Here is a 26,041-nt window from a genome sequence, read left to right as displayed (position 1 = left end):
GAGGCACCTGATGAAGCAGGGCCCTCTCCCCTCGGTCGATTCGCCGGACGACATGACCGGCCCGACCGACCTGCCCAGTTGCGGCCCGCTGCCCACGCGGGTCGGCGTCACCGGTCCCGCACCGGAGGAGCCGCTCGGCGTGGTCGCCGTCGGCCCGGCCGGTGCCGAGCGGCGCGCCGTGCTCGCCACCCTGCTCAAGCTCGACCCGGTGATGCTCACCGTGCCGGCGGGCAGCTGGTTGGTGGTGCGCAATGCCAAGGTGCCCACCCGGGCGGCGTTCGTGCCCGGTTACCGTCAACCGCACTCGTACGGCGCGGACCGGGACGCCGCCGGTCCGGCGTTGGCCCGTCCGCCCCGGCGGGTCGAGCTGAGCGTGCCCGAGCCGCTGCTGCGGCACTTCACCCTGATCGACGTTCCGGACACCGCCACGCTCGGCGCGGCCGGCAACCGGGTGCTGCTCGAAGCGGTCGGCCGTGCCGGTGCGCTGCTCTTCGTGATCGCCGCCGACCAGGCGTTCACCGCCACGGAGCTGAACCTGCTCGCCGAGGTCGCCCCGACCTCGGTGGAGGTCGTCTTCGCGGTCACCCCCGGCGCGGCGGGCTGGGCCCCGCTGGCCGACGGCGCGGCGACTACGGAGGACGCGGGGGCGTCCGTCCCGCCAGCCGGGAGCGGAGCGACGGAGGCCACCCCGGCTGCGGTGACCATCGCGGCACACCGGGCGGCGCTGCTGGCGGCGGTGCCGGCGCTGGCCGGCGCGCGGTGGTTCCCGGTCGACGACGCCGACTCCGCCGCCGATCTGCGGCGGGCCCTGGTGGGCTGGTCGTCGCGGGAAGGGTTGCAACGGGCCAGTGTCAACCCGCCGGTGCTGCCGGGTCAGCACGACCGGATCGCGGTGGCCGCCGACCCTGGCGACTGGTCTGAGCGGCTCGACCGGCAGACCCGCTCGTGCGCCCAGCGGATCCGCCAGCACCTCGCCCTGGAGCTGGCGAACATCCACCTGCGGGCGGTCCAGGAGATCGTGTTCGGGGTCGGCTGTGCTGGCCTCCCGGATCTCCTCGACCGGGAGATGGCGGCGTTGTCGTTGTTGGCCACGGCGCAGTGCGACCAGGCCGTGCGCGGCATCATCACCGACGCCGCGAGCCGGGTGCTCGGCGCGCCGCCGACCGAGGGCGTGCACCGGCGGATCGCCACCGCCGTGCAGTACGGCCTGGTCGACGACCGGCCCGGCCAGGACCTGGACAAGGTGCTGCTGATCACCAGCACAGCCGGGGTCGCCGGGCTGACCGGCCCGGAGGCGATCGACGCCCTGTCCAGCTACCCGGCGGCGGCCCGTTCCGAGGTGCTCCCGCCGGTCGCCGTGGCGCTCTCCGGTGGTTGCTGGCAGCAGTGGCGTACGCCCGGCAACAACGACCACAGCGCGGCGCGGGCCTGGTCCCAGCGGGCGGTGCGGGAGGTCGAGCTGGGTTTGTCCCGGGAGATCTCCCGACGGTTCGAGGTGATCCGCCTCTCGCTGGGCGCGGTGCTCTCCGATGCAGTCGATCACGGCATCCTGCTCGCCTGACGGCGTGGCGACCCTTCGGTTGGGGTCCGCCTTGCACCGCGCGCCCGACGGCGTTCGGGGCGAGTCAGGGGTGCCCGGGGTGGGCGATCCACGCCGGGCCGGCGTTCCGGTTCCTCGGTTCCGGGAAACCGGTGGCACGATGGGGGGCATGGCGGCTCCGCAGGTTGCACCGGTCGAGACGCCGGACACTGACGAGGTGCCGGCGTCCGACCGGCAGTGGGTGACGATCGTGTGGGACGACCCGGTCAATCTGATGACGTACGTGACCTGGGTCTTCCAGAAGCTTTTCGGCTACAGCCGGGAGAGGGCCGAGCAGCTGATGCTGGACGTGCACCACAAGGGCCGGGCCGTGGTCTCCACCGGTGCCCGGGAGCGGATGGAGCACGACGCGTCGCAGCTGCACGCGTACGGGCTGTGGGCGACGGTGGACAGATCATGAGCATGTTCCGTCGCCAGTCCGGCCGCTATGTCGCCACCTTCGCCGTCGACGAGGTTCGGGTGTTGCGCAAGGTGGCCTCCGAGGTGGTCGGCCTGCTGACCGATGGCTTCGACCACACCGACCCGGTCGTCGGTCGGCTCTTCCCGGCGGTCTATCCCAAGGACGCCCCAGGCACCGCCGAGTTCCGCCGCTACACCGAGGGCGACCTGAAGACCGCGAAGATCGATCAGGCCGGGGCAATCCTCGCCGCGCTTCCCGACGAGGCCGGCGGTGAGGTGCGGCTGGACGCCGAGGCGGCCGAGGCGTGGCTGCGGGCGTTGAACGACGCCCGGCTCGCGATGGGCGTCCGGCTGGAGATCAAGGACGGCACGGACCTGGGCGAAGAGCTGGACGACGCGGTCGCCGAGGATCCGGCCTCCAGCAGGGTGTTCCAACTGTCGGTCTACGCGTACCTCGGATATTTGCAGGAGTCGCTGCTCAACGCCTTGATCGACTAAGCGTGACCGGCACCACTTCGGCCCGTGCTCATCAGGCGTTAGGCTGGTGCTCGTGCTGAGCATCGACCGGTCGATCATCGACGCGATCGTCGCCCACGCGCGGCGGGACCACCCCGACGAGGCGTGCGGCGTCGTCGCTGGCCCCGTCGGCAGCGACACCCCCACCCGGCACATCCCGATGGACAATGCCGCGCGGTCGATGACCTTCTACGAGTTCGACTCGATGGAGCACCTGCGGGTGTGGCGGGAGATGGACGACCGGGACGAGGAGCCCGTGATCATCTACCACTCGCACACCGCCACCGAGGCATACCCGTCACGGACGGATGTCTCCTTCGCAGGCGAGCCGGGCGCGCACTACCTGCTCGTCTCGACCCGTGAGCCCGACTCGGAGGAGATCCGGTCCTTCCGGATCGTCGACGGTGTGGTGGCCGAGGAGCCGGTCCAGGTCGTGGAGGCGGGCGTCGACCCGCATGCGGTCCAGTCCTACATGTTCGGGCAGAGCCCGGCGACGGTCGACTACGAGTGTTCCGGCCGCTGACCCGTCAGCGCCCGCACCCGTTCGTCCCGTCACCGTAGGCACACCCGATCAAGGAGCTCGACATCATGGCCATTGAGGTTCGCATCCCCACCATCCTGCGCAGCTACACCGGCGGCGCCAAGGTCGTCGACGGCAGCGGCGACACCCTTGCCGATCTGCTCACCGACCTGGACTCCCGCCACGGCGGTCTGCGCGGCCGGCTGATCACCGAGACCGGCACGTTGCACCGCTTCGTCAACGTCTACGTCAACGACGAGGACGTCCGCTTCCTCGGTGCGCTGGACGCCAAGCTCTCCGACGGCGACAGCGTGACCATCCTGCCGGCCGTGGCCGGCGGCGCGTTCGGCTTCGCCGCGGCTGCGGCGATCAGCTCGCACAGCGCCCGCTGAGGTCGTCCGCCATGGCGCGGTACGACAGTCTGCTGGACGCCTGCGGGGGTACGCCGCTCGTCGGCCTGCCCCGGCTCTCGCCGACGGTGCCCGACGGGGCGCCGCCGGTGCGGCTCTGGGCCAAGCTGGAGGATCGGAACCCGACCGGCAGCATCAAGGATCGCGCGGCGCTGTTCATGGTCCGTGCGGCGGAGGAGGCCGGCCGGCTCCGCACCGGTGACACCATCCTCGAACCGACCAGTGGCAACACCGGCATCTCGTTGGCGATGGTGGCCAAGCTGCGCGGTTACCGACTGGTCTGCGTGATGCCCGAGAACGTCTCCACGGAGCGGGTCCAACTGCTCCGGATGTACGGGGCCGAGATCATCTTCTCGCCGGCGGCGGGTGGTTCCAACCAGGCGGTCGCCACCGCCAAGCAGATCGCCGCCGAGCACCCCGACTGGGTGATGCTCTACCAGTACGGCAATGAGGCCAACGCCCGGGCGCACTACGAGACGACCGGGCCGGAACTGCTGCACGACCTGCCCACCATCACGCACTTCGTGGCTGGGCTGGGCACCACCGGCACGCTGATGGGCACCGGACGCTACCTGCGGGAGAAGGTCGACGGCATTCAGGTCGTGGCCGCCGAGCCGAGGTACGGCGAGCTGGTCTACGGCCTGCGCAACATCGACGAGGGGTACGTGCCGGAGCTGTACGACGCCTCGGTGCTCTCCCGGCGGTTCTCGGTCGGCACCCGGGACGCGGTGCTGCGTACCCGGCAGCTCGTGGAGGTCGAGGGCATCTTCGCCGGGTTCTCCACCGGGGCCATCCTGCATGCCGCGCTCGCGGTGGCGCACGAGGCGGTCCGCGACGGCCGGCGCGCCGACGTGGCTTTCGTGGTCTGCGACGGCGGATGGAAGTACCTGTCCACCGGCGCGTACGGGGGCACGCTGTCGGATGCCGAGGACGCCCTGGAGGGGCAGCTCTGGGCCTGACCGACGTGGTCTTCCCGGGCACGGGCCGCCGATCTGCGTCGGCGGCCCGTGCCTTGTCCACGGCACCGTGAGCAGGTGTCACGTTCGTGACAACTTCGGTTGGATCATTCTTGCTGCCGGGCACCCCGGCGTAGGCTGCGCAGCGTGACGCACGCGTCGGTAGAGATCATGGCTGGGACTGCGGCCGCCACGGATGCTACTGACAGTGACAGCGAGACAACTCGATGCGACTGACCGTCCTCGGCTGCGCCGGCAGCTTTCCCGGCCCGGAGTCACCGTGCTCGGCCTACCTCGTCGAGGCCGACGGTTTCCGGCTCCTGGTCGACTTCGGCTCCGGGTCGCTGTCCAGCCTCCAGCGATACGCCGGGCTGCACGCCCCGGACGCGATCCTGCTGACCCACCTGCACTGTGACCACATCCTCGACGCCGTGACGTACGTGGTGGTCCGCCGGTACGCCCCGGACGGCCCCTACCCGGCGCTTCCGGTGTACGCGCCCTCCGGCGCACCGGACCGGCTCAGTGCCGCCTACGGCGACGAGGGCACCGTGGAGGACGTGTACCAGTTCTACGCCCTTCAGCCGGGCACCTTCCCGATCGGCCCGTTCACTGTCACCGTCGACCGGGTCAACCACCCGGTGGAGACGTACGGGGTGCGGCTGGAGCACGACGGTCGGTCCCTGTGCTACTCGTCGGACACGGCGTCCTGCGACGCGTTGCTGCGGCTGGCCCAGAACGCCGACGTCTTCCTCTGCGAGGCCAGCTATCTCGACGGGGTGGACAACCCACCGGATCTGCACCTGACCGGCCGGGAGGCCGGCGAGACGGCGACCAAGGCCGCGGTGGGTCGGCTGCTGCTCACCCACCTGGTCGCGGCCTGGGGCAGCGAGGCGCACACGTTGGAGTCGGCCGCCGCCGCGTACACCGGACCGATCGACGTGGTCCGGCCCGGGGCGAGTTACGACGTCTGACCTCCCGCGCCTTGCCGGCGGGACACCCCGGCGGAGGTGGACCGTCGCACCGCATAGGGTGCAGGTATGGCGCGACCTGACGGGCGAGGGCCCTCTCAACTCCGACCGGTGACCCTGACCCGAGGCTGGAGCACCCATCCGGAGGGCTCGGTGCTCGTCGAGTTCGGCGGCACCCGGGTGCTCTGCACGGCGAGCGTCACCGAGGGGGTGCCCCGCTGGCGCAAGGGCTCCGGGCTCGGCTGGGTGACCGCCGAGTACGCGATGCTGCCGCGGGCCACCAACACCCGCTCCGACCGGGAGAGCGTCAAGGGCCGGGTCGGTGGTCGCACCCACGAGATCTCCCGGCTGATCGGCCGCAGCCTGCGGGCCAGCATCGACCTCAAGGCTCTCGGCGAGAACTCGATCGTGCTGGACTGCGACGTGCTCCAGGCCGACGGTGGCACCCGCACGGCGGCGATCACCGGCGCGTACGTCGCGCTGCACGACGCGGTGGGCTGGCTCGCCGCCCGGAAGTCGTTGGCGGGTAAGCCGGAGAAGGTGATGCACCGGTCGGTGGCCGCGGTCAGCGTGGGCATCATCGCCGGCGAGGCGCGGCTTGACCTCTGTTACGAGGAGGACGTCGCCGCCGAGGTGGACATGAACGTGGTGTGCACCGGCGCGGGTGACTTCGTCGAGGTGCAGGGCACCGGTGAGGCGGGCGTGTTCGCCCGCGACCAGCTCGACAGTCTGCTCGACCTGGCCGTCGCCGGCTGCGCCGAGTTGGCCGAAGCCCAGCGGAAGGCACTCGGGTGAGCGTGAGGAGTGAGCTTGCGAGCCCCGCAGTCGCGAACAAAGGTGTCTCAGCATGAACAAGGTCCTGCTCGCCACCCGTAACCGCAAGAAGCTGGTGGAGCTTCAGCGGATCCTGGACGGCGCGCTCGGCGCGCACCGGATCGCCCTGCTCGGGCTGGACGACGTCGAGCAGTACGCGGAGCTGCCAGAGACCGGTCTTACCTTCGGCGAGAACGCGCTGATCAAGGCGCGGGAGGGGTGCCGGCAGACCGGGCTCCCGACGATCGCCGACGACTCCGGGCTCGCGGTCGACGCGCTCAACGGGATGCCGGGGGTGTTCAGCGCCCGCTGGTCCGGCCGACACGGCGACGACCAGGCCAACCTCCAGCTGGTGCTGGACCAGATCGGCGACGTGCCCGACGAGCAGCGGGCGGCGTCGTTCGTCTGCACCGTGGCGTTGGTGCTGCCCGGCGGCAAGGAGCACCTGGTCGACGGCCGGCAGTCCGGGCGGGTGCTGCGTGCCCCGCGCGGCGACGGTGGGTTCGGCTACGACCCGATCTTCCTGGGCGACGGACAGGACCGGACCAACGCGGAGCTGACCCCGGCGGAGAAGGACGCCATCAGCCACCGCGGCAAGGCGCTGCGCGAGCTGGCCAAGCTGATCGCCAAGGTCCTGCCGCCGGCCAACTGACGGGCGCGAAGTCCTGCCGCCCGCCGCCTGACGGGCACCAGGTGCTGCCGTCCGCCGCCTGACCCGCGGCGGACGACAGCGACCCGGCGGAGGTCAGCCCAGCGGGCCGACCTCCCGTTCGATGGCGGCGCGCAACTCCGGCCCGGCGACGACGGCGCGGGCCGCCTCCATCACCGGGGCGAGGAACACGTCCGGGCCGGGCTCGCCGGCCGCCGGGCCGAGCGCCGCGACGGCCGCCCGCCCGGCCGCTGACGGCTCCAGCGGGGCGCGCAGTTGCAGACCGCGTACGCCGGCCAGCAGCTCCACCGCGAGCAGGCTGGTGAGATTGTCCAGCACGGTGCGCAGCTTCTTGGCCGCGGCCCAGCCCATCGAGACGTGGTCCTCCTGCATGCCGCTGGTGGGCAGGGAGTCCACCGAGGCGGGGGCGGCCAGCCGACGGTTCTCGGCGACGATCCCCGCCGCCGTGTACTGGGCGATCATCAGCCCGGAGTTGACCCCGGCGTCGGGGGAGAGGAACGCCGGCAGTTCCCGGGAACGGGTGACGTCGAGCAGCCGGTCCACCCGACGCTCGGCGATCGCGCCCACCTCGGCCGCGGCGATGGCCAGGAAGTCCGCGGCGAAGCCGAGCGGCGCGCCGTGGAAGTTACCTGTCGACTCGACCCGCCCGTCCGGCAGCACCACCGGGTTGTCCACAACGGACACCAGCTCCCGACCCGCGACTGTGCGGACGAAGTCCAGGGTGTCGCGGGCCGCGCCGGCCACCTGCGGGGCACACCTCATCGAGTACGCGTCCTGCACGGCGTGCGCCAGGTCGTCGCGGTGCGAGTCCATCACCCGGGAGTCCTGCAACAGCCGGTGGATGTTCGCCGCCGACGCGGCCTGGCCGGGGTGCGGCCGGATGGCGTGCAGCTCGGGCAGGAACGGTCGCTCGGAGCCGAGCATCGCCTCGATGGCCAGCGCGGCCGTCACGTCGGCCATGGCGAACAGGTGCGCCGCGTCGTGGATGGCCAGCAGCAGCATGCCGAGCATGCCGTCGGTGCCGTTGATCAGCGCCAGCCCCTCCTTGGCGGCCAGCTCGATCGGCTTGAGCCCGGCGGCGGTCAGCGCGTCGGCCGCGTCCTGCCGCTCGCCGGCCGGGCCGAGGACCCAGCCCTCACCGAGCAGCACCAGCGCGCAGTGCGCCAGCGGCGCCAGGTCACCGGAGGCGCCCAGCGAGCCGTGCTCCGGCACCCACGGGGTGATGTCGTGGTTGAGCAGGTCGATCAGGGCCTCGGCGACCAGCGGCCGGACCCCGGAGCGGCCGAGGGCGAGCGACCGGACCCGCAGCAGCATCATGGCCCGGACCACCTCGCGCGGCATCGGGGCACCCACCCCGGCGGCGTGCGACCGGATCAGCGCGTGTTGCAGCTCAGCCCGCCGCTCGGGGGCGATGAAGGTGTTGGCCAGCGCCCCGAACCCGGTGGAGACCCCGTAGACGGGACGGCCGGACGACTCGATGCCGTCCACGATGGCCCGACTGGTCGCCATCGCGTCGGTGGTTGCCGGGTCGAGGACGATCGTGGCGCTGCCGCGGGCCACCGCGAGAACGTCGTCGGCGGAGATTCCGGTGGGTTGGATGGTCACGGTCGTCATGGCGTTACTCCGTTGCGCATTACCTGGCGGATCAGGGGGACACCGGGCCGGTAGGCCAGGTGCAGGTAGGACGGCGCGTCCAGGACCACGAGGTCGGCCCGCGCGCCGGGGGTGAGGACACCGATGTCGTCGCGGCGCAGCGCCCGCGCGCCACCGGCGGTCGCGGCCCAGACCGCCTCCGCCGGGGTCATCCGCATCTCGCGGACCGCCAGGGCCACACAGAACGCCATCGACGAGGTGTACGAGGAGCCGGGGTTGCAGTCCGTCGCCAGCGCCACTGTGACACCGGCGTCGAGCAGCCGGCGGGCGTCCGGGTAGGGCGAGCGGGTGGAGAACTCCGCGCCGGGAAGCAGGGTCGCGACGGTGCTGGTGTGCGGACCCTCATGGCACATGCAGTCGACCAGGGAGGACGCGAGCGCGTCGACATCGGCGTCGGACAGGTAGGTGCAGTGGTCCACGCTGGCCGCGCCCAGCTCCACGCCGAGCTGCACGCCCGGTCCGGGGCCGAGCTGGTTGGCGTGCACCCGCACACCGAGCCCGACGGCCTGCCCGCAGGCCAGGATCGCCCGGGCGTGGTCCACGTCGAAGGCACCCCGCTCGCAGAACACGTCGATCCACTTGGCGTGCGGCGCTGCGGCGGCCAACATCGGGCCGCAGACCAGCCCCACGTAGTCGTCCGGGCGGTCGGCGTACTCGGCGGGGACCACGTGCGCGCCGAGATAGGTGGTGTCCTCGGTGAACTCGGCGGCGATCCGCAACGAGCGGGCCTCGTCGGCGACGGTCAGCCCGTACCCACTCTTGATCTCCATGGTCGTGGTGCCCTGGCGCAGCGCCTCCCCGCGCAGCCGGCGCACGGTGGCCCGTAGCTCGTCGTCGGTGGCGGCCCGGGTCGCTCCGACAGTGGTCCGGATGCCGCCGCCGGTGTAGGGCTCACCGGCCATCCGGGCGGCGAACTCGGCGGCGCGATCCCCGGCGAAGACCAGGTGGGCGTGGCTGTCCACGAAGCCGGGCAGGACGGCGGCCCCACCGACGTCGAGTCGCCGGTCAGCCGCCGGCGCGTACGCGGAGGGCCCGACCCAGGCCACCCGGCCCTCCTCGACCAGCACTGCCGCGTCGCGGCGAATGCCCAGCGGGCCCTCACCGGCACCGTTGGTGACCAGCTCCCCGATGTTGTCGACCAGCATGCTGCTCATGAGGGCGTGACCGCCTCGATCGACGCCGACAGCTCGGCGGGCACGTCCACGCTCAGGTGCCGGCCGTCGGTCACCACCACCCGACCGTCCACGACGACCTGTTCGACGTCTGCCGCGGCGGCCGCGAAGAACACACCCACCGGCGGCACCCCGGCGGTGCGGGCGGTGTCCAGCCGTACCGTCACCAGGTCGGCGCGGGCGCCGACGGCGATCCTCCCGGCGTCGGCCCAGCCCAGCGCGGCGTGCCCGGCGGACGTGGCCGCCGTCAGCAGGTCGACCGGCGCGAAGTGGCCCCGTCGGCGGGTCCGTAGGCGCTCGTCCAGCTCCACCGCCCGGGCCTCCTCGAACAGGTCGACCACCGCGTGACTGTCGCTGCCCAGGCTCAGCCGGATCCCCGCGTCGGCCATCAGGCGGGCCGGGCCGATGCCGTCGGCGAGGTCCCGCTCGGTGGTCGGGCAGAGGCACACCCCGGTCCGGCTGTCGCCGAGCAGCGTCAGGTCGGCGCTGGTCGGGTGGGTGGCGTGCACGGCGGTGGTGTCCGGCCCGAGCACACCGTGCTCGGCGAGCAGCGCGGTGGGCGAGCGCCCGTGCACGGCCCGGCACTCGTCGTTCTCGGCGGGCTGCTCGGAGAGGTGCACGTGCAGAGGTGCCCGTCGTTCCCGGGCCCAGTCGGCGACCGTTCGGAGCTGGTCGGCCGGGACGGCCCGCACCGAGTGCACGGCCGCGCCGACCCGGACGTGGGAGTCCGTCGGCTGGAACGCCGATGCCCGTTGCGCCCAGCGGGCCGCGTCGCCGTCACCGAACCGGCGCTGCGGGCCGGCGAGCGCCTGACCGTCCACGCTGGAGGTCAGGTAGCAGGTGTCCAGCAGGGTCAGCCGGATCCCGGCGTGCGCGGCGGCCTCGACCAGCGCAGCGCCCATCTCGTTCGGGTCGTCGTAAGCGCCGCCGTCGGGCCGGTGGTGCAGGTAGTGGAACTCGCCCACACAGGTGATTCCGGCCAGCGCCATCTCGGCGTAGACCGCGCGGGCCAGGGCGAGGTAGGTGTCGGGGTCCAGGCGGTCCGCCACCGCGTACATCTGGTCCCGCCAGGTCCAGAAGTCGCCCCGGCCCCCGTGGGTACGCCCGCGCAGAGCCCGGTGGAAGGCGTGTGAGTGCACGTTGGACAGGCCGGGCAGGGTCAGGCCGGGCAGCGGCACCGCGTCGGCGTGCACCTCGACCCCGGCCGGTGGCTGACTCTCGGGCGTCAGTGGCGTCACTGCGCTGATCCGGCCGTCCTCGACCTCGATCAGCACGTCGGGCGTGGGTTCGGCGTGCTCGGGCAGCCAGGCGTACTCGGCGAGCCAGCGGGTCGGTGTCACCGGCATGTCAGCTCCTTCAACACCCGGGCCAGCGCCCGGACCCCGGCGGCACAGTCGTCGTCGGTGGCTGCCTCGGCGGGGGAGTGCGACACCCCGGTCGGGTTGCGCACGAAGAGCATCGCGGTGGGCAGGTGCCCGGCGAGCACACCGGCGTCGTGTCCCGCACCGGTGGGCAGCACCGGCGCATCGAGCAGCGCGGCCAGCCGTTGCGCCAGCCCGCCGTCGAAGGCGACCAGCGGGGTCGCCGACTCCTCGGTGACCGTCACCGCCGTACCGTCGCGCCGCGCCCGCTCGGCGAGCTTGCCGCGCACCGCCTCCACCAGGCCGGCGAGGGTCTGCGGGTCGGCGGCCCGGGCGTCCAGCCAACCGGTCACCCTCGACGGGATGGCGTTGGTGGCGTTGGGTTCGACGGAGACCCGACCCACTGTGGCGTGCGCGCCGCGCAGCCGGGCCTCCTTGTTGGCCGCCAGCACCGTGAACGCGTACGTCAGCATCGGGTCGCGGCGGTCGGCCATCCGGGTGGTGCCCGCGTGGTTGCCCTCGCCGTCGACGTCGAAGCGCCACCGGCCGTGCGGCCAGATCGCGCTGGCCACCGCGACCGGCGCGTCGGTGTCGACGAGCGCGCGGCCCTGCTCGACGTGCAACTCCACGAAGGCGCCGAACCGGCCCAGCAGCTCCGGGCGGGCGCCCGCCGGTTTGTCGCCGAGCGCCTCGGCGAAACTCACCCCGGCCGCGTCGCGCAGGCCGGCCGCGCGCTCTGGCGGCAGCGCCCCGGTGAGCAGCCGCGACCCCAGGCACGGTACGCCGAAGCGCGCACCCTCCTCCTCCACGAACGCCGCCAGCACCAGCGGCCGGTCCGGGGTCACCCCGGCGGCGCGCAGCTCGTCCACGGCGAGGAACGCGCTGACGATGCCGAGCGGCCCGTCGTACGCCCCGCCGTGCGGCACCGAGTCGAAGTGGCTGCCGGTGAGCACGGCATCCTCGCCCTCCGGGTCACCCCAGTGGGCGAAGAGGTTGCCGTTGCCGTCCTCGATGACCGGCATGGCACGTTGCTCAGCCTGTGCGCGGAACCAGCCGCGCAGCTCGATCTCCGGGGCGGTCAACGCGTACCGCAGGTAGCCGCCGCTGTCGGCGTCCCGCCCGACCGGCGCGATCTCGTCCCACAACTCCCGGAACCGGGCAGCAAGGTCGTCGCTCATGCCGGTCCGCCTTCCGTCATCGGCACACGGACCCCGGTTCGCTCCGCGACCTCGCGGGCCGAGTCGTAGCCAGCGTCGACGTGCCGGATGACGCCCATCGCCGGGTCGTTGGTGAGCACCCGCTCGATCTTCTGGCCGGCCAGGGCGGTGCCGTCGGCCACGCACACCTGCCCGGCGTGGATCGACCGGCCGATGCCCACCCCACCGCCGTGGTGGATGGACACCCACGAGGCGCCGCTGGCGGTGTTGACCATGGCGTTGAGCAGCGGCCAGTCGGCGATCGCGTCGGAGCCGTCGGCCATGCCCTCGGTCTCCCGGTACGGGCTGGCCACGCTGCCGGTGTCCAAGTGGTCCCTGCCGATCACGACCGGCGCGGAGAGCTCGCCGGAGGCGACCATGTCGTTGAACCGCACACCCGCCTTGTCCCGCTCGCCCTGACCGAGCCAGCAGATCCGGGCCGGCAGGCCCTGGAAGGCGACCCGCTCGCCGGCCAGCTTGATCCAACGGGCCAGCGACTCGTTCTCCGGGAACAGTTCCAGGATCGCCCGGTCGGTGGCCGCGATGTCGGCCGGGTCGCCGGAGAGCGCCGCCCACCGGAACGGCCCCTTGCCCTCACAGAACAACGGCCGGATGTACGCGGGCACGAAGCCCGGGAAGTCGAAGGCTCGCTGGTAGCCGGCAAGCTGCGCCTCGCCCCGGATCGAATTGCCGTAGTCGAACACCTCGGCCCCGGCGTCGAGGAAACCGACCATCGCCGCCACGTGCCGGGCCATTGACGCCCGGGCCCGGTCGGTGAACTCGGCCGGCTTCGCCGCGGCGTAGTCGCGGGCGTCTGCCAGCTCCACCCCCACCGGCAGGTACGCCAGTGGGTCGTGCGCGCTGGTCTGGTCGGTCACGATGTCGATCTCGACGCCACGGGTGAGCAGCTCCGGGAAGACCTCGGCGGCGTTGCCGACCACGCCGACGCTCAGTGCCCGGCGATCCCGCTTCGCGGCGAGGACCCGCGCGACCGCGTCGTCCAGGGAGTCGGCGACCTCGTCCAGGTAGCGGTCGTGCACCCGACGGTCGAGCCGGGTGCGGTCCACGTCGACGATCAGGCAGACGCCGCCGTTCATGGTGACCGCGAGGGGCTGCGCGCCGCCCATCCCACCGCATCCGGCGGTCAGCGTCAGCGTCCCCGCGAGAGTGCTGTTGAACCGCTTGGCGGCCACCGCCGAGAACGTCTCGTAGGTGCCCTGGAGGATGCCCTGGGTGCCGATGTAGATCCACGAACCGGCGGTCATCTGCCCGTACATGGTCAGGCCCAGCTGCTCCAGCCGGCGGAACTCCGGCCAGGTCGCCCAGTCGCCCACCAGGTTCGAGTTGGCCAGCAGCACCCGGGGTGCCCACTCGTGCGTACGCATCACCCCGACCGGGCGACCCGACTGCACCAGCATCGTCTCGTCCTCACGCAGGTCGGTCAGCGTGCGGACCAACGCGTGGTACGACGGCCAGTCCCGCGCCGCCTTGCCGGTGCCGCCGTAGACCACCAGGTCGTCGGGGCGTTCGGCCACCTCGGGGTCGAGGTTGTTCATCAACATCCGCAGGGCGCCCTCCTGCTGCCACCCCCGGGTGGTGAGCTGGCTGCCCCGTGCGGCACGAATGGGCTGGGTCATCTCTGGTTCTCCTCCGGTCAACCGAGGAACAACTGTCGGCGGGCCGCGGAGGCTTCGAACGCCTCCAGTCGGCGCTGGGTGTCGGCCGGGGTGGCGTCGCAGATCGCCTGCAACAGCACCATGGCCAGGGTCATCGGTGCGGTGTGCAGGTCGAAGACGAGCTGCGCGCCGACAGCCGCGGCGAGCACCACGTCGGCGTGCTCGGTGGCCGGGCTGACCGGTGAGTCGGTGATCGCCACCACGGTCAGCCCGGCGGCGCGGGCGTCGCGCAGCGCGTCCAGGGTCTCCCGTGGGTAGCGGGGCAGCACGAAGGCGAGCACGGCGGACGCACCGGCCTCGGCCGCCTGCTCCAGCCGGTCGGTGAGCAGGCTGCCGCCGTCGTCGAGGACCCGTACGTCCGGGTGCACCTTGGCCGCGAAGTAGGCGAAGTACGCGGCCAGCGGCGCTGCGGCGCGCAGGCCGAGCACCGGCAGTGGGCGGCTCTCGGCGAGCAGCCGCCCGGTCTCGGCGATCCGGTCCCGGTCGGCGAGCTGAGCGGCCAGCCGGTCCAGGTTTCCCATCTCCGCGCGTACCGCCTGCTGGAGTTCGTTTCCACTGTCCGCCGATCCGGCCGGCGTTGCGATGGTGAGGTCGCGCAGCCGGCGGCGCAGCGCCGGGTAGCCGTCGTGGCCGAGCGCGACGGCGAACCGGGTGACCGACGGCTGGCTGACCCCGGCCAACTCGGCGACCTCGGCGGCGGACAGGTACGCCACGGCGGGGGCGTGCTGCACGAGGCAGTGCGCGATGCGGCGCTGGGTGGGGGTGAGGCGCACCCCGTCGAACAGGTCGAGCACCTGCTCGACCGACGCCGCAGCCGCTTCTTCATTCACGCCGTGACTCTATGCATCAAAACTTTCAGTCGGCAAGGTTTGCCGCAACCGTCCGTTCTCCTGAGCTGTCGCACGGCCGACCGGCGGGACGCTGAGATGGCGTCGGCTCTGTAGGATCCGCTCGGCGCTTGAGCGGAGGAGTGGGATGCAGGCGGAGAGCCCATACAGGTACACCCATATGTTGGGCGCGTGTCAGGTTGGCAAGGCCTGGGCCGCGGTCGACGGGGAAGGCCAGTTCGCCACAGTGGCCGTCTTGGACGGGGTTGCCGCGTCCGACGAGCGCTGGCGGACGGCCTTTGCCGCGGCGGCCAACGCGCTGGCCCAGGCCGCCGGCGGCCACCCATACGCGGATGCCGACCTTTCCGCCGCCCACCCCTGGGTGGCCTACCGGGCCAACGAGGGGCACGCCCCGCAGCGGCTCTTCCAGAGCCTCGGTATGGACTACCAGCCGGTGCCCGACCTGCCGGTCTCGGCGCCGCCCTCCTCGGCGCCGCCGGTGTCCGGCGTGCCGCAGCAGGTCAGTGGGCCGCCGAAGTCGGTCTCCGGTGCGCCGGAGCTGGCAGCGCATCCGCCGCAGCTCCCCTGGGCGATGCACGCGAGCCCGGTCTCCGGGCAGCCGGTGTCCGCATCCCCACATCCCGTCTCCGGGGCGCCCACTTCACCCGTGGCCTCGCAGAGCGGGCCGCCCGTGGTCACCAGCACTCCTGCGCCGTTCCCGGCCCCGCACGACCCGTTCGGCGGTACGGCTCGTCGGATCGCGCCGGTGCGACGCGATCCGAAGCGGCCCAAGTGGATCCTGCCGGTAGGCGCGTTGGTGATCGCGTTGATTGCCGGAGCAGCGGGGTTCTTCGTCGGCAAGGCTGGCGCTGGCGGGGGAGACTCGCCGACACCATCGGCCAGTGCCTCCCTCTCGCCGTACGAGGCCACCCAGCTCTCCATCAACACCAGCACCTTCCAGGGCGAGCTGGCACCCTTGGCCAAGCCTTGGCTGAGCCGAATCGGCGGGTGTGTGTCGTACAACACTCCCGGTGCGCCGAAGTTGCCCTCGGACGAGAAGCAACACGTCTTCTGCGACCACAGCGGTGCGTGGTTGCACTTCGTGCTGTACCCGGGTGACACTCAGAAGTCCGCTGCGCGCAAGTTCCGGTTGGGGCTCAACTTCTCCGGCGCTTCGCTGGCACCAGGCATGCGTGAGGCGACCCGCACGACTGGCGGCGTGACCAACACGGCCGGCAGCTATCTTGAGTACGCCTTCGACGGCGGGGATGGAAAGCCGATCTGCGGTCTCTGGTGGGACCCGGACAACTCCAACGGCGCCTACTACGTCGAAACGCCCTGCGAGCAGGGCATCGCTGGCAACTGGGACGCTCTGCGGGATCTGTGGCGCCGCGGTAGCTGATCGTGGACAACAACAATCGGGGGATGCGTTCGTTGGCCGAAAAGGTCAAGGGCACGGGGGGCTTGGACCGCATTCTCGGCATCGGCCTGGGCGTGCTCGCCGTCGCGTTCCTGGTGGTCGGCAGGTGGGATCTGTCGGTCGGAGTCGCCGTCGGTGCCGTGCTCGGTTGGGTGCTGCTCGACGCTGTCCGGATCACCTGGGCGGTGTTCATCGTCGCCTTCGCGATCCCGGTCACCATCAACTTCGGCTACCCCACCAACCCGTCGTACACCCTGCTGCTGCTCCTGTTCGTCCTCGCGGTCTGGGGGCGCCTGCTGCGCGCCGAGCGCGACGGGTGGCGGCGGAACGTCATCCTGGCGGTGCTCGTCCTCCCGCTGTGTGGGCTGATCTCCGGTCTGGTGCACTGGCACGGGGTCAAGCCGATCGTCGTCGGTCTCGCCCCGCTCGCCTGTGTCGGTGTGCTCTGCTGGCATGTCATCGAGGAAGCCCGTCGCGATCGACAGCTGATCATCCGGATCGCCGAGTGGCTCACCTGGTTCAGCGTTCCCGTCGCCGCGTTCGCCAAGTATCAGACGATCACCCTGAGCTGGCCGATCTTCGACCAACTCGCCTACCACTGGACCTACACGTCGGCGTTCGACGCGACCCGCGCGGTGGGAATCTCGGGACATCCCATCATCTACGGCAGCTTCGCGATGGCGATGGCTCTCATCGCGCTGACCATCCGGGGAAAATACTGGTACGTCCCCGTCGTCGCGAACCTCGTGGGGCTGGTGCTCTCCGGCACCCGCAGCGCATGGGTGGGCATCGTACTCGCCCTCGCGCTCTGGCTGCTGTTGCAGTGGCGCACGATCTCCTGGCGCGGTGTAGGCAGCGCGATCCTCATCGCCGCGACGGCCCTGATGCTGGTGGCCGTCAAACCATCGGCCTTCTCGTTCATCACCACTGCCGCACCCGGGCCGACCTGGTTTCCCGGGTCGCCGACGACACCCACTCCCGCACCGGGCTCCGGCACGTCCCCCCCGGGCTCCTCCGGCCCCGCCAAGGGGCCTGCCGATCCCGCCGGCGCGGCAGAGTCGCGCATCTCCGACCCCCTGCAGTCGGCCAGCGCGAACGCGCGCTTCGCCCGAATCAGCGTGGTCTGGAACGGCATCACCAAGGACTGGTCGACAGTGGTGTTCGGCAACGGTCCCGAGTCAAATGTCCGTTACCTGGAGAGGGTCGCCATCGGTGATGGTGAGGCGCAGGTTTTCGACAACACCTACCTGACCTTCTGGTACAACTACGGGTTGCTCGGCCTGGCCGGCCTGTTGTCGCTGCTGACGATGCTCTGGTGGCGCCTGCGTTCGGTGACGACCCGCATCCTCCTGGTCGGGCTCGCGGCACAGATCTTCTTCTTCGACGCCTGGCTCTGGCTCGGAGCGGTTGCCGTGTTCGTCCTGGCGGTCGCGCTCGCCGGGGCGGACACGCCGCGGTCGACGGGGCAGCCAGCGGGCAATCCACCCCGGCCGCGGTCGGCTGAGGGACGGTCCCTGACGCGGTAGCCGCAGGGCGGCTTGGTCAGCCCTCGCTGATCAGCATGACCGGTTCGACTCCGTCGAAGGCCTGCTCGACGCGGTAGTCGGCGAGAACCGTCCGCCAGGCATTCGCCTCCTCGCCGATGACGTGTGAGCGGATAAGCCAGATCCGGGCGCCACCACGTCGTCCTGCCAGGGCCAGGGCCTGGGTGAGGCCGGCGCGGATCGCCTGCTCGTCGAGGTCCCGGACCACCACGACATCGGATCGGGTCGGCATGTCCACCCACCAACCGACGGTGTTGCCGTATCGCGCGACAATCTTGACCGGGTCGGGCTTGGAGTAGAAGGCGAAGCCGTACCAGGCCCCCGCGTTCACCACGACGACGTCGTTGCGGGACCGGTGCGTGGCCACGTACTCCGTCGACGAACGGATGTCGGTCACCGACATGGCGAGGTAGTAGAGCCCCGACTTGTTGCCGTCGAACCGGTACCAGCGTTCGTTGTGCACTCCGAACGTGGTCAGCATGACCGCGCAGATCGCCACGGTCGCCACGGTGGGCGGCAACTGGGGGACCCAGCGTCGTACCAGTGTAACCACACCGTGGGCAAGGCCGACGACGCCGATGCCGGCCACCGTGGCCGTCGTGACGAGCAGGAAGTGGGAGGTACGAAGCTCCAACAGCGGATAGGACCTGGCGACTCCCAGTGTTGTCACCGCCACGGGCAGCAGGACGACCGCGGTCGCGCAGGCGGGACGGCCCTGTCGGACGATGGTGACGACGCCGGCGACGAGCAGACCGCCGACGACAAGGGCGGGTGCGCCCAGCACCGGGGTCAGGGCGTCGATTTGCTGGCCGAGGTAACCGGGCAGCTCGGTGAGGCTGGGGAAACTGTCGGCCCAGAACCGCTGCATCGCGTCGTTCTTGCCCTGGGCGGAGATGCTGAAATAGATGATCACGATGATGGTGACCGTGCAGAGCCCTGCCGCGACCACCTCCCGCAGCCGGGCCCACTGCTGCCGCATCGCGGTGACCAGCAGCAACCCGCCGAACACACATGGGGCGGCGATCGCGGTCACGTGACTGAACAACATCCCCCCGGTGACCGCCGCCGTGATCACCCGGAGCCGTCTGCGCGACCAGGTGCGCTCGGCCCAGGCACCTAGCGCGAGCAGAGCCACGGTGACGGCGGCGTCGGCCGTGTACTGCTTGAGATCGTGGCGGATCTGCTGCGCAGGCAGGAGCAGCACCGCCGCCCCGGAGACGAACCCCGCGACGACCCTGAGGCGTTGCGTCGGCCAGTGCAGGGACCGACCGAGCACGTACGCGGCGACAACCGAGAGCCCATGGAACGCGATCGGCACCACCCGCAGGTAATCGGTGTCCGGCACCAGTTGCAGCAGGAAACTCCACCCGAGCGGGGTCGACGAGGTCGCCACCGGCAGATCGCTGAGCGGCAGCCGTACCGATAGCGCGACCCACGCCTCGTCGAGCCAGTACGACGCCGTGAGCGTGGTCCTGAGGTCGTGGATCACCGGGATCAGAGCCACCAGGACGGCCATCGCGATCCAGTCCGCCGGCTTGCCACGGCGCCTGGTCGCAGGCACCGCCGACGCGTCGGAACGGCTCACGTCCTCACGGACGAGTTGTACGACCACACCGATTCCCATCCCGAGTGCGGAACGACCATGCGTCATGCTCCAACCTGACGGCGTCGTCGGGAAGAGCGGAGCGTCATGTCGTCCCTAACCAGCCGTTGGTGCCACAGCAGATTCGCGGCCGGTTCCGGGGCTGCGGAAGCGATCGACTGGCGCGATGATGCTCCCGGGCGGTCCGTCACCGGTCGGGCTACCATCGTCGCGCGGTGTCGGCTGGTCTTCCGGCTCACGCAGCATGGCTGGCGTCCAGTTCTTCAGCCGCAACGCCGGCTCCTCGACGAGGTGCCAGGAGAGCAACGCGATTCCGAGAGTGACCATGGCGCTGACCAGGAAGAAGCCGGTGAGACCGATCGCCTGCACCCCGAGCGTGGCCATGACCTGTTGCACCACGAACGAGTAGATGTAAACCCCGTACGAGTAGTCGTTGCGATTTCCGACCCGGTGCAGCGCCTTTGGCAGCCGCACGGCGAGCCAGAGGATGGCGTACGCATAGGCGACCAGCCCCGGGCCGAAGAAGTGCCCGCTGACGGCGGAACACCCGAAGACGACGAGGGCGAGCACCCCCAGCAGATCGTTGATCGGCAGACGGTCGCTGTACAGCTCAGCTACCCCGCCGAGGAGGAACATGAAGCCGAACCAGAGCAGGTCGGTCTTCTGGAGCGCGCCGAGCAGCGGTAGGGGGCCGATCGTCCCCGTCGCCCAGATGCCCTGCCCGTCGCTGAGCCCCTGCCCGTTGGTGCCGTGCAGGACGTAGTTCCAGCAGATCACCCCGTAGACGGCGAACGCGGCGAGCAGCACGAGCCAGCGCAACTGCCGGCGCAGGAAGGTGAGCGCCGCCAGCATGGCGACCAGCAAATAACAGACGATCTCGTAACCGAGGGTCCACAGTGACCCATTGATCGTGTTGCCACCCTGCCACCGCCAGTACGGCGTGTCGCCCTGCAACAGGTCGGCGATACCGAACTGGCGGAGGCCACCCCACCAGTTCTGCCGCAGGTATTCGAGCACGCCACCGGGGCTCCGCCACAGTCCGTCGAGCGTGCCGTGCCGATCGAGGTGGAGCAGGGGTGCGACGACCAGGCCCGTCACCAGCAGGCAGATCCACAGGCCGGGCCAGATCCGCAGAGCCCGGTGCCACAGGAAGCGGGGCACCGAGCTGCGTCGAGCGGAACGGACGATCAGGAACCCGGAGATCGTGAAGAATCCGGCTACCGCCACGTCGCCCAGGTCGACCTGTCGGAAGAGCGGCCGCCCGAAGCCGAGCGCGGCCGCGTGCGAGAGCACCACGGCGAGTGCGAACGCGAGCCGCAGGGCCCCGAAACTGTTCGCACGTCCACGATACGCCTCGGCCAATGGCTGCGACATGGTCGTTCGTCGCATCACCCGCTGGCGAAGGGAGAACGCGGACACTAGCTGGACGCTGCCGGCCAAGCTGGCGTCGGTACGGACCCACCCGTGCCCCGTTGCGCTGGCACCGGCGAACCGATCAGGCGGGCCGCATGCGGGTTACGCCGAGCCGCGGTCGGCAACCCGATCAGGAACTCCGGGAACATCCCGAAGAAGGTCCTCGCGCTCTGCAGTTCCAGGGTGTGCGCGCGGGACCACTGGAACGAGTTGGTCGCGCGGGCCCAGTGGTGGGTCCAGCGGACGTCGCCGAGCAGGGCGACCGGCATGCCGTGCCGCCACGCCCGGAGCCCCAGCTCGTGATCCTCGTAGTAGAGGAAGAACTTGTCGTTCCAGCCACCCATCGCGATGAAGTCCGCGGTGCGAGCGGCCACCGCCGCACCCATGACCCACGCCACGTAGACGGCCTCGCCGTCGTTCGCCACCACCCGGTAGTTCGCGTGCATCCGGGACAGCGGCCAGATCTTCCGGTTACCCAGCTTCGCCGTGGCGTAAGGAAAACCGCGGCCGTTGGGCTGGGGCGTGCCGTCAGTCGCGAGCAGCTGAGGCGCGACCAGACCACCGTGCACGTCGAGGTGGCGCTGCATGGTTGCGAACCCGTCCGGCCCGATCTCGAGGTCCGGGTTGGCGAACAGCACGTACTCGCTCGCCGTCTGCCGTACGCCAACGTTGTTGGCCTTGGAGAAGCCCACGTTCTCCGGCAACCGGATGACCCGGGCACCCAGCTCCTCCGCCACGGCGGCCGAGTCGTCGGCGGAGTTGTTGTCGACGACGATCCACTCATAGGGCTTGTGGACACCGCTCCAGCACCGCCGGAGCGTGTCCGCAGAGTTGTAGGTGACCGTTACGACACTCCACGGGTGTCCTGACATCACGCGCTCCGAACTCTCAGATAGCTGATCAGGGTTGCAAAGCCGAATCGCTTGCCCTTCCACTGCCGGCGGGCCGCAGGCCCCTCCAGCAGGCCACGCCCCACGCCGCGCAGGAAGGGGCGGAGCAGGCCCTGACGGGCACGTCGGGCGGCCAGCGCCACGTGCGCCAGGGCGAGGACCGGTATCGCGACGAGCATCAGCGGCCAGGTGAAGGTCCGCGCGGCGACCAGGAGGCGATTGCGGGCCAGCAGGAACGCCCGGAATCCCTGGAGCTTGTTGTCGCCTTCGACGCTGTGGCCACCGGCGTGCGGGAGCATGAAGTCCAGCCGCCGGGTCCGCAGGCCCGCCGCGTAGAGGCGGAACGCCAGGTCGGCATCCTCACCCCAGGCGAACAGGTGCTCGTAGAACCCGCCGAAGCGGTGGAAGAGGGCGGTGGGGAAGACAGCCGCCCCACCGGACGGACCGAGTGGTCCGCGCGGCACCGTCACCGACCGGTCGATGAAGAGCGAGACCGGGTGCAGATCGATGCCGACGTACTCGCCCCCGTGCATCGCGAGACCCACGGCGATCGGGCTGTCCGGGTCCGCCGCGATGGCGGCGAAAAGGCGGGCCAGCGCGTCCTCCGGCAACCAGACGTCCGGGTTCAGCAGTAGGACGTGGCTCGTCCGCACCGCGGCGACGGCTCGGTTGCAGCCGGCGGCGAAGCCAGGGTTCGACGAGTCGGGGAGATACTCGTACCGGTCGTCGTCCAGACAGTCGGCGATGACCTTCGCGCTCTCGTCCTCCGGCCAGTTGTCGGCGAAGATGAATCTCACCGGTAGCCCGTCGGCGGCGCGTACCCAGGTGGGGAGCGTCTCGGCGAGCATGTCGCTGGACCGGTAGAGAACCGTGACGATCGTCAACGTCTCTGTCACGCGGACACCTCCCTCACTGTTTGCGGATCACGTGCGGACAACCGGTCGGGCGACGGCATCCCCGTCACAGGAGGGACCTGTACAGGCTCTGCCACCGCTGGACGCACCGGTCGAAGGCGTACTCCTGGGCGTACCACTCGGCCACCCGCTGGGCCTCGTCGACGGCTCGGCGGCCGACGGCCTGCCGGATGGCGTCGGCGAGCGCGGCCGGCGCCAGGTCCGCCTGGAACGCCAGGGTGCCCGTCGCATGCCGGGTGACCTCGGCGAGGCCGCCGGCGCCGGTGTGCACCACGGGTACGCCGAGCGACAACGCCTCCAGCGCGCTGAGCCCGAACGACTCGACCCGGGACGGCACCACGAGGCAGTCGATCCCCTGGAGGAAGTCCGCTGCGACGACCCGGCCGACGAGGTCGAGGTTCGGCTGGGGGGCGATCGGCAGCGTGCCTGCGCCAGCGACCTTGAAGTCCAACTCGGGGAGGAGAGCGGCGATCTCGGACAGGAGATCGACCCCCTTCTCCTTCTCCAGCCGGCCGAGATAGCCGACCACCGGCCGGCGACCCGGCTGTGGGGTGTGCGGCTTCGGGCTGGGCCACGTGACGGGCAGCGGGTTGGGGATCAGGTGGATGTTCTTGACACCGCCACGCTCGCGCAGTTCGGCGGCCTCAAACTCGGACACCGCCACCGTCGCGTGTGGACGGGCGCGACGCATGGCCAGGTCCAGCGTGATGTTGGACTGGATGAGCGCCTTCTGCTGGAACGACCCGGCCGTGTCCCGGTACTGCCAGAGACTGTTGTGCAGGGTGACGACGAGTGGGGTCCGCCTGCGTTCCATGCTCAGCGCTGCCCGGGAGTGCATCGCCGCCGACAGCAGATGAGCACAGACCACGTCCGGCTGGACCTCGTTGACGAGGCGGCGGATCTCCCGAGCGTAGCCGAGATCGACCCGGCTGGTCGCGCTGAGCCCGATCCACGGCACCCCGGCCTCACGCAGCGCGTAGCCCACCTCGTCGTCCGAGGTGGCGGCGATGACGTCGAGGCCGGTACGTGCGTGAGCCGGGATGATCTCCGTCAGGATGCGCTCGGCGCCACCGAGCTGCCGCCGGCCCGAGCCGCCCGTCGTGCAGACGAACAACACCTTCATCAGGCACGCAGTCCCTCGACGGCGCCACGCGCGATGGCGCGGCGGACCGGGTTTCCTCCCACCGCAGCGCGCAGCAGCACCCCGCCCACGTACGCGGTCGTGGCGATGCGGCCGCGCCGGCCGCCCATGGTCCGGCTCGCCCGGATGAACTCCCGGGTGCGGCGCTGGGAGATCTCCTCCTCGGACCAGCGCCGCTTCGCGGTCGCGTCGTCCTCGTGCATGATCACGGCCTCCGGGACGTACGCCAGTCGCAGGCCCTGCTGACGGACGGCCCAGCACAGCCGCATGTCCTCGGAGTAGAAGAACGAGGTCTCGTCGACGCCGCCGATGGCGTCGAAGGTGCTCCGGCGCATGGCGACGAAGGGCCCGGTCAGCCAGTCCGCCTTCTCCGGTGGCGCGACGATCCGCAGGTTCGGCAGCACGAGGCTCAGCCCGGTGGCGTGGGCGAAACCGACGCCCAGGCCCAGGAACCGCCCACCCTCGGTCTGCGACACCCCGGAAGGCGTGACGACGCCCGGGAAGGCCGCGCCCACCTTCGGGTCCTGCAGGGCGGCCAGCAGCCGGGCCACGGCGTCGGCGTGCACGATGATGTCGTTGTTGGAGAGGATCACGTTCGACCGGCTCGTGTGGCGCACGCCGAGGTTCATTCCTCGCGCGTATCCCAGGTTGGAGCCGGACTGGACGTACTGGACGCCCTGCTGGGCGCAGAACTCGCTGAGCGACTCCTGGATGTGCAGTGAGCTGCCGTTGTCGACGACAACGATCTCCGCCTCCGACGGCAGCGACAGGACACAGGCGCGGGTGCGCTCAAAGTCCTCCCACGCGAGGACAACAATCGAGACATCCATGTCAAACCGTCCCATGATTCGGCGACTGCGCTCGTCGCAGGCTCGCTCTGGAGGCGAAGGCGTGTACGACGTAGGCGAGCGTCGAGGCGATCGCCGCCCCGAACACACCCGCCCACGGGATGATCGCAAAGTACGCGGGGATCGCGAACGCCAAGGTGATCATGGCGACCACAGTCGTCGCCCGCTCGCCCCGCCTCTTCAGCAGCAGGGCGCTCCAGCTCTTGCCGGCGGCGGTGGCCAGCGAACCGGGCAGGAGGACAAGGCCGAGGATCCAGGCGTGCCGGTACTCGGGTTGGAGGTAACCGAGCACGCCGAGCCCGAGGACGGCCGCCAGGGCGACCGGCAGGGCCGCGGTGACCACGGCTCGGGTGGGGTCGGGCCCATCCGTGCCATCCCGGCTGGCCAGGATTCGCTGCGCCCGTACGACGGCACCGGCCTGCGCGAACTCCAGTGCGGCGACCGCCAGGGCGTACACGCCGAGTGGGCCGGCCCCGACGAACCGGGCCACCAGGATCTGGTTGAACCGGAGCGTCATCATCTGGGCGAAGATCCCGAGATGGAGGTTGCCGACGGCGGCCAGGTCGGCGCGGTAGTCCACCCCGGTCGCCTGCGCCCGTGGCGCGCGCCCGATCCGCCGGAGCATCCCCAGCACCAGGCCGCACACCGCCAGCGCGCTGACCCACTGGACGACCAGCCAGACCATGCTCCACAGGCCGCCGTCGAGGTAGCCGGCGAAGTACAGCCCGACGTAACCACCGACCAGGACCGCGCCGCTCGCCGCCCGCAGCGAGTAGACGGCCATGAAGCCCTTCTGCCGCAGCGCGATCGACGAGACCGTGTTGAAGATCGTCAGACCTGCGGCCGACCCCACGCCGACCAGGTAACTGCCGATCCCGGCGACCGCGGTGAGTACGGCTGCGGCGACGACGGAGAGCAGGATCGAGGACGCCAGCATCGCAAGGACCCAGGGACGCCCCCGGGAGAAGACCCAGCCGCCCGGCCTGGACAGCAGGAACGTGTCCAGGGACAGACCACCGACGGCCGCGCCCAGTGTCGCGCTCACCATGTTCGCGGAGAGTTCACCGCGCTCCGCCGGCGGCAGCGCCACCGACAGGACCGCCGCCAGGCCGGTCAGACCGAGCGCTCCGATGTACAGCCGCTCGGGTGCGATCAGTCGCCGGATCAGGCCCGCTATGCGGCGGCCGGGCGGTGGTGTGGTGTCCGGACCCGGCGATGGCCGAGCAGCATTGACCAGCGACACGCCGTTTCTCGCCCCCGTTTTTCGACACGTGCAACACGACGAGTCGTACGTCGCTGGCACTTTCTACCGGAACGCTGTTGCACCTGCAATCGTCCGGGCGGCCCTAACCGGCAGTGCCAGAACACGTGCCGCCGCCGCCGAACGGTCGGCGTAGACTTCCCGACCCGTGAGGATCCTCGTCACCGGCGGAGCCGGATTCATCGGGTCGGAGTACGTTCGCCTGCTGCTGGGCAAGCCCCTCGGCAGTGCCGACGGCGTGCCGCCGCTCGAGCCGGCGGTCGTGACCGT

24 protein-coding genes and 1 pseudogene are annotated in these 26,041 nt (G+C 71.1%); 12 read left to right on the top strand and 13 right to left on the bottom strand.

The features are described from left to right. The first annotated feature begins 10 nt into the window (after window positions 1-10). From KBX46_RS26540 to rdgB, 9 genes are all read left to right on the top strand, one after another. The gene (locus KBX46_RS26540; RefSeq protein WP_210794547.1) at window positions 11-1,561 is read left to right on the top strand and encodes a hypothetical protein; all 1,551 of its coding nucleotides are present in this window, start codon (window positions 11-13) and stop codon (window positions 1,559-1,561) included. A 148-nt stretch (window positions 1,562-1,709) separates the two neighbouring features. Further along, window positions 1,710-2,000: an ATP-dependent Clp protease adapter ClpS gene (gene clpS, locus KBX46_RS26535; RefSeq protein WP_088946433.1), complete on the top strand. Its 291-nt coding sequence runs from the start codon at window positions 1,710-1,712 to the stop codon at window positions 1,998-2,000. Continuing rightward, window positions 1,997-2,497 carry a DUF2017 domain-containing protein gene (locus KBX46_RS26530; protein WP_088946434.1) on the top strand — a complete coding sequence of 167 codons (501 nt, stop codon included), beginning with the start codon at window positions 1,997-1,999 and terminating at the stop codon, window positions 2,495-2,497. The genes clpS and KBX46_RS26530 overlap by 4 nt, the downstream gene beginning before the upstream one ends. Before the next feature lie 52 nt (window positions 2,498-2,549). Further along, window positions 2,550-3,038, top strand: coding sequence for a Mov34/MPN/PAD-1 family protein (locus KBX46_RS26525; RefSeq protein ID WP_210794545.1), 489 nt, complete (start codon window positions 2,550-2,552; stop codon window positions 3,036-3,038). Between the two features lie 65 nt (window positions 3,039-3,103). After that, window positions 3,104-3,427, top strand: coding sequence for a MoaD family protein (locus KBX46_RS26520; protein WP_210794543.1), 324 nt, complete (start codon window positions 3,104-3,106; stop codon window positions 3,425-3,427). 11 nt (window positions 3,428-3,438) lie between these two features. Further along, complete coding sequence (locus KBX46_RS26515; RefSeq protein ID WP_088946436.1) at window positions 3,439-4,404, top strand: PLP-dependent cysteine synthase family protein; 966 nt, start codon at window positions 3,439-3,441, stop codon at window positions 4,402-4,404. Between the two features lie 224 nt (window positions 4,405-4,628). Beyond that, window positions 4,629-5,372 (top strand): MBL fold metallo-hydrolase, encoded by a 744-nt coding sequence (locus tag KBX46_RS26510; protein WP_088946437.1) that lies wholly within the window; start codon window positions 4,629-4,631, stop codon window positions 5,370-5,372. A 66-nt stretch (window positions 5,373-5,438) separates the two neighbouring features. Further along, on the top strand, window positions 5,439-6,164 hold the full coding sequence (gene rph / locus KBX46_RS26505) for a ribonuclease PH (RefSeq protein ID WP_099850933.1): 726 nt from the start codon (window positions 5,439-5,441) through the stop codon (window positions 6,162-6,164). A 52-nt stretch (window positions 6,165-6,216) separates the two neighbouring features. Then, complete coding sequence (gene rdgB, locus KBX46_RS26500) at window positions 6,217-6,834, top strand: RdgB/HAM1 family non-canonical purine NTP pyrophosphatase (protein WP_088946439.1); 618 nt, start codon at window positions 6,217-6,219, stop codon at window positions 6,832-6,834. A 93-nt stretch (window positions 6,835-6,927) separates the two neighbouring features. Here the strand turns inward: rdgB and hutH are convergent, their stop codons facing one another. Genes hutH through KBX46_RS26470 form a run of 6 tightly spaced genes read right to left on the bottom strand, consistent with a single transcriptional unit; the run spans window position 6,928 to window position 14,740 of the window. Next, on the bottom strand, window positions 6,928-8,466 hold the full coding sequence (gene hutH, locus KBX46_RS26495; protein WP_210794541.1) for a histidine ammonia-lyase: 1,539 nt from the start codon (window positions 8,464-8,466) through the stop codon (window positions 6,928-6,930). Beyond that, window positions 8,463-9,659: an imidazolonepropionase gene (gene hutI, locus KBX46_RS26490; protein ID WP_210794540.1), complete on the bottom strand. Its 1,197-nt coding sequence runs from the start codon at window positions 9,657-9,659 to the stop codon at window positions 8,463-8,465. Before hutI ends, hutH begins: the two co-directional genes overlap by 4 nt. Further along, window positions 9,656-11,023: a formimidoylglutamate deiminase gene (locus tag KBX46_RS26485; RefSeq protein ID WP_210794538.1), complete on the bottom strand. Its 1,368-nt coding sequence runs from the start codon at window positions 11,021-11,023 to the stop codon at window positions 9,656-9,658. The genes hutI and KBX46_RS26485 overlap by 4 nt, the downstream gene beginning before the upstream one ends. After that, complete coding sequence (locus tag KBX46_RS26480) at window positions 11,014-12,216, bottom strand: allantoate amidohydrolase (RefSeq protein ID WP_210794537.1); 1,203 nt, start codon at window positions 12,214-12,216, stop codon at window positions 11,014-11,016. Before KBX46_RS26480 ends, KBX46_RS26485 begins: the two co-directional genes overlap by 10 nt. Beyond that, window positions 12,213-13,871 carry a urocanate hydratase gene (gene hutU / locus KBX46_RS26475; RefSeq protein ID WP_210794535.1) on the bottom strand — a complete coding sequence of 553 codons (1,659 nt, stop codon included), beginning with the start codon at window positions 13,869-13,871 and terminating at the stop codon, window positions 12,213-12,215. The genes KBX46_RS26480 and hutU overlap by 4 nt, the downstream gene beginning before the upstream one ends. Window positions 13,872-13,888: 17 nt before the next feature. Next, window positions 13,889-14,740, bottom strand: a complete 852-nt coding sequence (locus tag KBX46_RS26470; protein ID WP_210794534.1) for a MurR/RpiR family transcriptional regulator — start codon at window positions 14,738-14,740, stop codon at window positions 13,889-13,891. Window positions 14,741-14,918: 178 nt separating this feature from the next. Between KBX46_RS26470 and KBX46_RS26465 the strand changes: the two genes are divergently transcribed. Together KBX46_RS26465 and KBX46_RS26460 are read left to right on the top strand one after the other, a co-directional pair. Further along, window positions 14,919-16,139: a hypothetical protein gene (locus KBX46_RS26465; RefSeq protein WP_247668230.1), complete on the top strand. Its 1,221-nt coding sequence runs from the start codon at window positions 14,919-14,921 to the stop codon at window positions 16,137-16,139. Window positions 16,140-16,162: 23 nt separating this feature from the next. Continuing rightward, window positions 16,163-17,683, top strand: a complete 1,521-nt coding sequence (locus tag KBX46_RS26460; protein WP_210794531.1) for an O-antigen ligase family protein — start codon at window positions 16,163-16,165, stop codon at window positions 17,681-17,683. A gap of 16 nt (window positions 17,684-17,699) precedes the next feature. Here the strand turns inward: KBX46_RS26460 and KBX46_RS26455 are convergent, their stop codons facing one another. The 7 genes from KBX46_RS26455 to KBX46_RS26425 all read right to left on the bottom strand — a co-directional run bounded on the left by KBX46_RS26455 (window position 17,700) and on the right by KBX46_RS26425 (window position 25,753). After that, a complete protein-coding gene (locus KBX46_RS26455) occupies window positions 17,700-19,352 on the bottom strand; it encodes a hypothetical protein (protein WP_210794529.1) in 1,653 nt (550 codons plus the stop codon). 48 nt (window positions 19,353-19,400) lie between these two features. After that, on the bottom strand, window positions 19,401-20,678 hold the full coding sequence (locus KBX46_RS26450; protein WP_210794528.1) for an acyltransferase: 1,278 nt from the start codon (window positions 20,676-20,678) through the stop codon (window positions 19,401-19,403). 44 nt (window positions 20,679-20,722) lie between these two features. After that, a complete protein-coding gene (locus KBX46_RS26445; protein WP_210794526.1) occupies window positions 20,723-21,589 on the bottom strand; it encodes a glycosyltransferase in 867 nt (288 codons plus the stop codon). Next, on the bottom strand, window positions 21,589-22,503 hold the full coding sequence (locus KBX46_RS26440) for a glycosyltransferase (RefSeq protein WP_308159698.1): 915 nt from the start codon (window positions 22,501-22,503) through the stop codon (window positions 21,589-21,591). Before KBX46_RS26440 ends, KBX46_RS26445 begins: the two co-directional genes overlap by 1 nt. 64 nt (window positions 22,504-22,567) lie before the next feature. Then, a complete protein-coding gene (locus KBX46_RS26435) occupies window positions 22,568-23,644 on the bottom strand; it encodes a glycosyltransferase family 4 protein (protein ID WP_210794524.1) in 1,077 nt (358 codons plus the stop codon). After that, window positions 23,644-24,492 carry a glycosyltransferase gene (locus KBX46_RS26430; RefSeq protein WP_210794522.1) on the bottom strand — a complete coding sequence of 283 codons (849 nt, stop codon included), beginning with the start codon at window positions 24,490-24,492 and terminating at the stop codon, window positions 23,644-23,646. The genes KBX46_RS26435 and KBX46_RS26430 overlap by 1 nt, the downstream gene beginning before the upstream one ends. A 1-nt stretch (window position 24,493) precedes the next feature. Beyond that, window positions 24,494-25,753: a hypothetical protein gene (locus KBX46_RS26425; RefSeq protein WP_307871506.1), complete on the bottom strand. Its 1,260-nt coding sequence runs from the start codon at window positions 25,751-25,753 to the stop codon at window positions 24,494-24,496. 166 nt (window positions 25,754-25,919) lie between these two features. Between KBX46_RS26425 and KBX46_RS33335 the strand changes: the two are divergent. Next, a pseudogene (locus tag KBX46_RS33335) lies at window positions 25,920-26,041 on the top strand (dTDP-glucose 4,6-dehydratase); the annotation flags it as partial.

This window comes from Micromonospora sp. C81 (assembly GCF_018070425.1).
Classification (GTDB): domain Bacteria; phylum Actinomycetota; class Actinomycetes; order Mycobacteriales; family Micromonosporaceae; genus Micromonospora; species Micromonospora zamorensis.
Note: the sequence above shows the minus strand (reverse complement) of the source record. Positions and strands in the feature narration are given on the sequence as shown.